At 70.9% G+C, this 8,975-nt stretch carries 10 protein-coding genes and 1 pseudogene; 3 read left to right on the forward strand and 8 right to left on the reverse strand.

Annotation, left to right across the window (positions count from 1 at the left end; translation table 11 throughout):
- Positions 1–114 precede the first annotated feature (114 nt).
- Positions 115–936, forward strand: coding sequence for an SPDY domain-containing protein (locus tag C1J00_RS32080; RefSeq protein WP_102912494.1), 822 nt, complete (start codon positions 115–117; stop codon positions 934–936).
- 76 nt (positions 937–1,012) lie between these two features.
- Positions 1,013–1,390: a hypothetical protein gene (locus C1J00_RS32085; RefSeq protein WP_146046292.1), complete on the forward strand. Its 378-nt coding sequence runs from the start codon at positions 1,013–1,015 to the stop codon at positions 1,388–1,390.
- 151 nt (positions 1,391–1,541) lie between these two features.
- Here C1J00_RS32085 and C1J00_RS32090 read toward each other — a convergent pair whose 3' ends face one another.
- Both C1J00_RS32090 and C1J00_RS32095 read right to left on the reverse strand, forming a co-directional pair.
- The gene (locus tag C1J00_RS32090; RefSeq protein WP_102912496.1) at positions 1,542–2,234 is read right to left on the reverse strand and encodes a hypothetical protein; all 693 of its coding nucleotides are present in this window, start codon (positions 2,232–2,234) and stop codon (positions 1,542–1,544) included.
- Between the two features lie 79 nt (positions 2,235–2,313).
- Complete coding sequence (locus C1J00_RS32095) at positions 2,314–2,757, reverse strand: hypothetical protein (protein ID WP_180989766.1); 444 nt, start codon at positions 2,755–2,757, stop codon at positions 2,314–2,316.
- Positions 2,758–2,906: 149 nt separating this feature from the next.
- Here C1J00_RS32095 and C1J00_RS32100 point away from each other — a divergent pair, with 149 nt between their 5' ends.
- Positions 2,907–3,431: a hypothetical protein gene (locus C1J00_RS32100; RefSeq protein WP_102912498.1), complete on the forward strand. Its 525-nt coding sequence runs from the start codon at positions 2,907–2,909 to the stop codon at positions 3,429–3,431.
- 124 nt (positions 3,432–3,555) lie between these two features.
- Here the strand turns inward: C1J00_RS32100 and C1J00_RS32105 are convergent, their stop codons facing one another.
- From C1J00_RS32105 to C1J00_RS32130, 6 genes and pseudogenes are all read right to left on the reverse strand, one after another.
- Positions 3,556–5,295 carry a relaxase/mobilization nuclease domain-containing protein gene (locus C1J00_RS32105; protein ID WP_102912499.1) on the reverse strand — a complete coding sequence of 580 codons (1,740 nt, stop codon included), beginning with the start codon at positions 5,293–5,295 and terminating at the stop codon, positions 3,556–3,558.
- Positions 5,292–5,918 (reverse strand): plasmid mobilization protein, encoded by a 627-nt coding sequence (locus C1J00_RS47210; RefSeq protein WP_245936583.1) that lies wholly within the window; start codon positions 5,916–5,918, stop codon positions 5,292–5,294. The genes C1J00_RS32105 and C1J00_RS47210 overlap by 4 nt, the downstream gene beginning before the upstream one ends.
- Positions 5,915–6,151: a hypothetical protein gene (locus tag C1J00_RS32115; RefSeq protein WP_102912500.1), complete on the reverse strand. Its 237-nt coding sequence runs from the start codon at positions 6,149–6,151 to the stop codon at positions 5,915–5,917. Before C1J00_RS32115 ends, C1J00_RS47210 begins: the two co-directional genes overlap by 4 nt.
- Positions 6,152–6,236: 85 nt before the next feature.
- Entirely contained in the window at positions 6,237–6,428 is a 192-nt protein-coding gene (locus tag C1J00_RS32120; RefSeq protein ID WP_030422103.1) for a hypothetical protein, read from the reverse strand.
- Positions 6,425–8,111 (reverse strand): annotated as a pseudogene (locus C1J00_RS32125) (hypothetical protein). Before C1J00_RS32125 ends, C1J00_RS32120 begins: the two are co-directional and overlap by 4 nt.
- Positions 8,108–8,749, reverse strand: a complete 642-nt coding sequence (locus C1J00_RS32130) for a WhiB family transcriptional regulator (protein ID WP_102912501.1) — start codon at positions 8,747–8,749, stop codon at positions 8,108–8,110. The pseudogene C1J00_RS32125 and the gene C1J00_RS32130 overlap by 4 nt, the downstream one beginning before the upstream one ends.
- Between the last annotated feature and the right edge of the window lie 226 nt (positions 8,750–8,975).

The following is an 8,975-nucleotide window of genomic DNA, read 5'->3' on the forward strand; positions in this document are numbered from 1 at the left end:
CTCGGCCACCTTCCGCCGGAGGTCGCCATCGAGCTGACGTGGCAGGGCCCCGTCCAGGCGCCCCCGCGCCGCCCCCGCCGCCGCGCCGGCGGCAACTAGACCCGCACCGAGCCCTTGGAGGCGCCCCTGTACCCCGACTTCCCGCCCGACTCGTCCACGCCGCGCGGCGGTCAACCCGCGTTCTGGGTCGGCCCCCGGCACCTGGCCGGTGACGATGGACGCCTCTACGACGTCGTCGCCGACGCGCTCGCCGGCCTGGGTTGGACGAGCCTGACGATCGTCCGCGGACGTCACGAGCCGGACGAGGCGCCGGAGGACCGCCAGGTCCTGCGCAGCACCGTCCTGCACATCAGCCCCGACGCCTTGCGCTGGGCCCAGTGGTGCCTGGCGGACGAGCCGTTCCACCTGGGCGAGCTGCCGATCGCCTGGCAGATCTCCGCCCGAGCCGAGGCGAGCAGCCCGCTCGCCCAGTGGTCGGCCTACTTCACCCGTGACGTCCCCGGCGAGGCGGTGGTCGACTTCCTCGTCGCGCTCGACGCAAGCGACCAGCCTGCCGTGCCGCTCGCCGGATCCGAGCTGGTCCTTGACGCAGTCGCCACCCACGGATGGTTCCGCGACATCGACCAACCCCAGGCGGCGGCGACGGACCCGACGTTCACCTCGCACATCAGCCTCGGCGACGTCCCGCCCCTCATCCAGGACGCTGACCCGCGGGCCCTGTCCGCCGAGGACGACGAGACGGGACCGGCCGGATGGCAGGCATGGGCGGAGCCCGCGCTCGGCACACCGTGTCTGTGGGCGGCATCGTTCGCCGCCAGCGTCCCGCACGATCTCGTCGCCGCCTTCGCCGCCTCCCTCAGCTCGACCGCACCGGTCCTGCGGCGGGTACTGCCCGAGGCCACCCAGGAGCGCCTTCTGCGCGCGCCAGCCATCTAACGTCCCGCGTACAACTCTCGACGATCGCATTCCGGCACCCTCCCAGTTGGGGGTGTCGGACTTTCTTGCTTTTCGGGTGAAGTGGCTCTTCGGTCTTCGATGCCAGGAAGAATTGCCGCCCGTTGATGGAACGATGCAGGATGCGGCAATGCACCCCAGCCCCGGCGCCTTAATGGTCATCGCTCTCATCATCGCCGTGACGATCGCGTTGACGGTCCGTTCACGCCGCAAGCGCACGGCTGCCCTCGCGCCGCAGTGGCAGGCATTTCAGCAGCACCGAAGCTCCGGGCAGGGGCAACTCCTCAAGGTGACGCGGGTCTACCAGCACGGCCGCCGTGGCTCCAAAGCTGTCGTGACCTGGTGCGACACCGGGCGGCAGCAGGACGCCTGGTTCTGGAACTGGCACGTCCCCGCAGGCGCGTACCTGCGCCTCCAGCGGCTGCGGGCGGCATAGTCATAACCCGAACGTGCTCTACGTCCAGCCCGGCCAGGTCCGAGCTTGGGTACCAGGCCAAGCCGCTCGCGTCGCTCAACGCGTCAGCCAGTAACGCACTGCTGCCCCCGACCTGCGGTGGTCGGAGGCAGCAGCGTGACGTGCACGCAGGTCAGCTCGTGGCCGTGGCCTTGTCGAGGGCCTTGTCGAGGTGGCGGTCGACGAGGGCCGGGGAGCCGGAGACGACCAGCAGCAGGTTGCCGTCGCGGATCGCGGTCTGCTTGACCACGGTGCTCCGTCCCCCGGCGATGAACGTCAGGAGCTGGCTCCACTGCTCGTCACCGCCGGCGTGGGGTGCGGGCAGCTTCTGCGAGGTCACGTCGACCGGGGTGCCGCCCGCGACGACCTGATAGGTCGGGCAGCCGGTCATGGCGTCGAAGATCCGGTCGATGCCGTCGGAGAGCTTCTTCGCGCTGTCGCTGTACAGCTCCTCGGAGATCTCCGAGGAGCTGCCGCCGTAGGTGAAGTCCGCCTTCGCCTTGTGCGGGAAGGCGAGCGTGCCGCCAGTCGCCGCGTCGCCGCCCAGCTCGCTCAGAGTCGGGCAGCCGATGACGGTGACGTCGTCGTGCTGGGCCGGGCGCTCCGGCTTGGGAAGGTAGCCGCTGCCGAGGTCGCGCGGGTCGAGCAGGCGGGACTCGAGCGCGGCCGAGGAGAGCGCGGCCGGCTTCTGGACGGCGTCGGCCGGCTTTCCCGTATGGGAGGAGGGGGTCTGGTGCTTCGACCCGGTGGTGTCGGTGGAGCAGGCGGGCACGGCGAGGAGGGCGGCGGTGATGCCGAGTGCGGTGGTGGCGACGCGAACGCGCATGACGGAACTGACCCCTTGGTGCTAGGCGACGGGTGGTCAGTGCGGGCCCGCGGGCCCGGTGGGGTCGTAGGAGTGGTGGTCAGTGCCCGAGGTGGCGCAGGCAGTCCTCGAACGTGGCGTGTGTCGCGTCCGCCGGTCCGGAGTGCCGGTTGTACCAGGCGGTGTCGATGCGGGTCTCCTGCTGCTGGTGTCCGGCCCGGCAGCGCAGCCAGATCTCACCGCGGGTGGAGAGGATGAGCCAGTCCCGGTATGCGCCGCACTCGGTGCAGGCGGCCATCTCGCCGTCGAGGACGAGGGGCTGCTTCCACGGCATCATCTTGCCTTCGACCTGGTCGTGGCTCGGCACCTGCAGTTCCGGCGGGAGGAAGTCGTCCACGATGGCGGCCGGCTCGGCGGACTCCGGCTCAGGCGCCGGCACTCCGAAGCCGGGCGGGACCTGGCCCTGCAGCTGCGCGTATAGCTCGGCGCACTGTTTCTGAGCTTCGCTCGGCTCCTTGGCCCTGCGGCGTATCCGGTGAAACACCCTGGCGTCCTCCTCTACCTCGTCACCTCGTCCTGCGCGCTTCATGATCGTGCCCCACGCCCTCGGCGGTTTCAATTCACGAAGTTCACAGTTACGTTGCGCGAGGTCACTAGCCTCAACAGCGAGATCTTTGGGGATGGGGACGTGACATGGACGCTGCGGTAGTCGGACTCGTCGGGGCGATCAGCGCGGCAGCCCTTGGTGCCGTCGGAGGCTGGGGCGCGGCGCGCATAGCCGTCAAAGGGGCTACGTACCAGGCGGACAAGCAGGCATCGAGCAGCTGCGAACTGTGGCTTCGGCAGGTGCGACGCGATGTCTACCACGCCTTTCTGCATCCGGCTCGCGCCCTAGCGGATGAAATGGGTGCGTTCGCGTTGCGTGGCTGCACAGATGCGTCGGTAACTGACGAGGAGCGAAGGGAAGCCAGAGAGCGCTTCATGAACGGGATTCAGCACCTTGAGAGGAAGAGCTTGGACATGGCGGTGGAGGGAACATCCGACGTGACTGCCGTTGCCCAGAGCGTGGTGGCCGACATGAAGGCACTGAGTAGAGTGCTCACGAGCACGATGGCTCGGGGAGGGAACGGGTTCCCGGAGGCGACGAGGCTATATCAGCGACTCGACGCACTGACCGAGAAGGCCGGCCACATCCAAGGAGACGCTTCCCTCCGGTAGCCCGGCCCTACCGTTTGCGTTAGAGACGCCTTCCTCGTACGTCCGCTACGACTGGGACGTCCCACGAGGCAAGCGGGTTACGATCCGCAAGCGGCAGCATCCTGCTCTCGACGATGGCCACCACTCACAGTGTGTTACCCGATGCCTCCCCGTCTCGTGGGTTCCTAGGCGAGGTGGACCGGGGTGCCGGCCGGGCGGCCTCGGATGGGCTTATTGCGACGCGGCTCCGGGGCACGCCAGCGGCATCGGCGGGCAGGTCTGCCGTGCGCCGCAGCCGCCACACGAGCACGTCGCTGACGGAGTCCGCGGTGCCGAGTTCGCGGCGGCCGGCAACGTCGGACAGAAGGAGGGCCGCGTCGTGGCCGGCGGCTTCGGCTTCCGCGATGGTCGCCGCCAGGGCGTACCAGCCGGGCTCGGCGAGGATCTGCTCGGCCAGCTCCGGCAGCGCCTCGCGCAGCAGCACGGTCTGCCTCTGGAGCATCGGCCGGCTCAGACGCCGGCCACGCTGGTAGAGCACGCCTAGGGGCTGGGCGGCGGCGGCCTGATAGGCGGCGCGCAGGTGCGCGGCGGCCCGAGTAGCGGCCTCGGCCTGCTGGGCGTGTCCCTTCCTGGCATGCCAGTGCGCGGCGGTGGTGATGAGGAAGAACAGCATGTCGATCGCCATAGCCGTAGTGGCACCGTCCTCGCCGCGGCCGAGGGCCGGGCCGCCCTGTACAAGGTCGCGGGCGGCCTGCCGCAGGGCTCGATCGTGCCCGCGCACGGCGCGGACGTGAGAGCGCGAGGCCCGCTCGAAAGCCGTTGCAGCGTCGCGCAGTTCGCGGCGGGTGTGGGCGGCGGAGGTCTTCGCGAGGGCATCCAGTACCTCGCCGGCCGCTGCGATGTGAGCGGCGGCGACCGCGTCCTCGCCGTGCTCGACGACGAGCACGGCCTGCCACACGGCCGAGGCCGTTCCGCGGCGTGCGGCGGCCGGACTGCCCGGCCCCGTACGGATCGCATCCCCCCGCCGGGCAGCCGGAACGTCCTGCGCGTCACCGGCCCAGCGCTCGCGGATGCGGGGCAGCGACAGGTCGGGGGCCAGGCGCGCACCGGGGTAGAACACCGGCTCGCCGTCCTTGTTCAGGTCATCGGGCAGAGCGACCTTGTATCCGAGCAGATCGCCAGAGGGGGCGGCGCGCTTGCGGATCAGGAGGCCGGCGGCGGCGAGCCGGTCGAAGAACTCCTCGTCGCTCCTCGCGCCGGCCACCGCCCGTCGTACGGTTTCGCGCAGTTCCTCGCGGGCGGTGCGCTCGCGACCCTGCCGCTCGGCTTTGTGGCGTTCGGCGCTGGTGGGCCGTTGGGCTGCGGTGCCGTCGCCGGGTGCGACCTGGCGGAGGCCGAGTTCCTTCTCGATGAGCCGGGCTTCTGCCTGGGCGCGGGCGCCGGAGCGGAAGTCGTCGGGGCGGTGGCCGTCCTCGGTGACGAGGGTGGCGACGATGTGGATGTGGTCATCGGCGTGGCGTACGGCTGCCCAGCGGCAGCCGGGCTGTCCGTCGCCGGGATCGATGCCGGTGGCGGCGACGATGCGGCGGGCGATGTCGGCCCACTCCTCGTCGGACAGGATCCGGTCGCCGGGGTCGGCGCGTACGGAGGTGTGCCACACGTGCTTGGCCGGGCGGGCGTGCTTGGTGAGGGCCATCACGGGCTGGTCCAGGAGCTGCTGGAGGTCTGTGAGGGTGGCGCTCGGGTCGCGGCCGGGGTCGGGGGACATGCCGTCGAAGGAGGCGACGAGATGGGGATCGGTGTGATCCTCGTACTTGCCGGTCTCGTAGAGGTAGTAGAGGAGACCTCTGGTATCCGACCCGGACGGGTTGACGCTGGGGATCATGAGCCGTGGTGCTCGATCAGCCGTGTGGCGGCTTCGTGGGCGGTGTCGGCGGCACGCCGTACGGCGGCGACGGCCGCTTCGAGCTGAGGAACGTCTGCACCGGAGTTGAGCGCCTTGACTGCCTGGTTGAGATTGCTGCCGGCCCAGCCGAGCCGGCGTCGGCTGTCGAACAGGGCTGTGATGACTTCGCGTTCGTCGGCGATCTCGGCGCTGGTGCGGTTGAGGTCGCGGGCGGCGGCGAGCGCGGAGCGGGCGAGGAACCCGGCGACGGACAGATTGCACTGGGCGGCGGCGGACTTGATCAGGGCGAACTCATCATCACTGAAACGTGTGTTGGGCTGGTGTAGGCGCTTCTTCTCGGGCGACTGGCGCGGACGCTGGCGGGCGCGAGGAGCGTGCTGTCGGCGTACACGCGGTTCAGCCTGCTTCTCCTCCTGCCTTGGCTTCGATCCGCCCCCGGTCGAAGCCTCAAGGACCTGCGCCCCCCGGTGCAGGTCCTCTCCCGCCCCCTCGGGGGTGGGTTCGGCGGAAGCTACGCTTCCGCCCCAACTTGCTCGCTGCGAGACCGAGTTGGAGTCGGGATCAGGTTCCGGGGTGTTGCCGTTCTTGCGTGCGTTCGTCATCGGGATTCGGGCCTCGTGGAGCGGGTGCGCTGCTGGATGGTTGCGGCCAGCGCGAGGACATCGGCTGGGCTGGCAAGGACGAGGACTGGCCCGTCGGGGCGGTCCTGGACGAGCCACTGCCCGGTCGGCGTGAGGACGACGGCGTGTAGGAGTTCCCGGCGGACCAGGACGTCCGCCCAGGCATCGGCCTCGGCGACGGTGGGCTCGGAAGAACGAGGGGGACGCGGAATCATGGCGTACCTCCTAAGCGGGGCGGTGGCCCGGCACGGAGCCGGGCCACCTTTGCGGGCATGGGCTTTGAACTGGGGTTTTGCCGGTTCAGCCGCACTCGGGGCAGCGCCCGACGTGGCTGTTGAGCGCGCGAGCCATCCGCTGTTTCGCCGAGGCAGCTTGCTTCGCGCTGGACTTCGCCGCCGGCCTGCCTGCGTGCCGCTCGGAGTGAGCGAGCATGAACCCGATCTCTCGCTCGTACTCCGCGCGGACGGTGTTGAACTGGTGGCAGGTCTTCATCGGGCGGTGCTCCTCGTCGTCGTGATGTCCTCGTTCCGCAGCTCCTGTAGGACGAGGCCGAGTCGGTCGTTACCGACACCCGTCAGGCCCTGGCGGCGGATGATTTCGCGCAGCTGCACCCGGGTGATCGCTCCGTTGCCGTCCCGTTCGAGCAAGGCGGGAACATGGGGGCGCACTTCGTGGACAAGCTGGCGCTCGGACTCGCCCAGCTCGCGTGCCGGGCGCTCCGTCTGCGGAGAGCGGGACCGGGCACGGTTGTCCTTGTTCTTCGTCCGGGACTTCCTGGCCGGCTTCCGGCGGAGTGGGACCTTGTGTCCTCGGTCCTGGGTGGTCTCGGTCCCGGACTCGGTGGCGGTCGGTCCTCGGTCCTGGGTGGTCTCGGTCCCGGACTCGGTGGCGGTCGGTCCTCGGTCCTGGGTGGTCTCGGTCCCGGACTCGGTGGCGGTCGGTCCTCGGTCCTCGGCGCTCTGGGTCTCCGACTTCGCGAGGCTCGGTCCCCGATGAGAATCTGGGTCCTGAGCTGCTACCTCTCGCGCGTTGCGGTCGGTCCTCGTGGCCGCTGTGTCCCGCGCTGCGGCTTCTGGATCGGCGGGACCGGTCCCCGGGACCGCGCCGTCTTCAGGGGGCTTGGTCCCCGCGGTCGTTCCCGTTTCGTCGCCCTTGGTCCCCGCGCCGACCTTGGCTTCAGGGTCCGCCTCCTCGAGGACCGGTCCCCGAGGAGTCCTCGGTCCTTGGTCCGGGACCGGCTCGTCGAAACCGTCGGGACCGGGGACGGGGACCGGCACATTTGATGTCGGTTGTGCGGGGACCGTGGCCGCTGATGCGCTGCTGTGCGCCGGGGACCAGGGAGAAGGGAGCGGGACCGTGGCGAAGCGCGAGCGCGTGTCGCCGGGCGGCGAGCTGGTCGAGCAGCTGTGCTCGCTGGAGGGGGTCGGTGCCGACCGAAGCCCTGCCGACCGCCTTCGACAGGCGTCGGGTCAGCCGCCGGCCTCGACGGTTCCGCTGCTGCTCGGGTGTGCGCTCGGCGAGGCGGGCGGCGAGGGTGACCGCACGGGCGGTGGCCCGGTCCCGGGTGATCTGTGCGGCGTCGCGGTCTCGCGCAGCGATGCCGAGGCGAGACAGGAGACGCTCGCGTGCCTCCCGGCCCAGGATGGCGATCAGTCCTTTTGAGGCGGCACCGGGTGTGCGCAGGCGCAGTTCGATGCCCATGGCCAGGTGCCACAGCATCGCCGCCATGACTGGTCCGACGAAGGCGCGGACCGTGCCGCCGATGGGGCCGCTCTCTGCGTAGGCGGGGATCACCTGCACCGTGGTGATCACCCAGACCAGCGTGCCCGGCAGGCCGGGGGCGCCCTGGACGGCGAGGTTCTGCCGCGCCATCAGCGCGGTGGCGAACAGGGCGAGTTCGGCGGCGGCGAACATGCCGGCGCGCTCGGCGGCGCCGGCCATGTCGAGGTAGTCGGCCGCGAACCGCCACGAGGTGTCGGCGCTGTAGGCGGTGCAGCCGAGGGCGGCGACAGCGGCGACCTTGACCGCCGGGCCGCCGAGACGCTTCTGCGAGCGAGATCCCCGGCGCCGGATGGTCCAGGCAGTCAGCACGAGCGCGAGGGTGGCGGGCACGACGGCGGCGAGGAGGAGAGGGAGGTCCGAAGTAGCACCGAAGGCGAGGACGGGGTGGGTCATGCTGCCTTTCCGAGAGGGGCGTGCGTCGGGGGCGACGCTGCCGGGCGGCCTGCCGGCTGCTGCGTGCCGGGAGCTGCGGACGCGGGGGTGCCCTTGGTCTTGGAGGTCTTCTTCCGCTTCTTCTTGGGGCGGGGCACGCCGTAGTTACGGTCGCGGTCGAGGACCTTGTTGGCGGCTTGTCGGAGCAGGTCTCGGGCGTGCTTGTGGCTGATCTGCAGGGCGGCGGCGAGCCGGTCGGGCTGCCAGCCCCGGACGTAGGCGTGGTCGATGACGACCTGCCGCTCGGCCTCGGTCAGGTGCACGTCGCGTCCCTGGAAGAAGGCGGTCACGCGCCGGTAGTCCAGGCGCTGGTGCAGTCCGTCGTGCAGCGGGCGCCGCTCGGCTTCGGTGAGGCCGCCCCAGACGCCCTCTTTGAGGACGTTCTCCAGGGCGAAGTCCAGGCACTCGCGGCGTACGGGGCACCAGCCGCACAGCTCCTTCGCCTCTGCGATCTCCTCGTGGTCCCGGGGCCCGGGGAAGAACACGGCGTCGGCGTCTTCGACGTCCATGCCGTGGCACGCTGCGCGGGCGTGCCAGCTGGTGTCTGCGATGCCGCGCAGGCCGGTGGCCGGCGCGTCGTGGGTGGTGATGTGGCGCAAGGCGGGTCTCCGATGTGCTGCCGCGGCGGCCGGCTAGGGCGGTGCTCGGCGGGTGCGGCGTCGGGTGCCGGCTGCGCGCGGGGCGTGCGTCGCAGCCGATGCGGGACGTGTCGGGTGGCGGTGCAGCGGACGGGGTGCACGCGCCGGGTGCGCCGGTCAGGCCAGGGCGGGCTGCTGGGCCTGCTCGGTGTGCTGGGCCTGCTGGGCGGTGGCGAGGTTGAGGCGG

It is taken from the genome of Streptomyces cahuitamycinicus, from assembly GCF_002891435.1.
GTDB lineage: Bacteria > Actinomycetota > Actinomycetes > Streptomycetales > Streptomycetaceae > Streptomyces > Streptomyces cahuitamycinicus.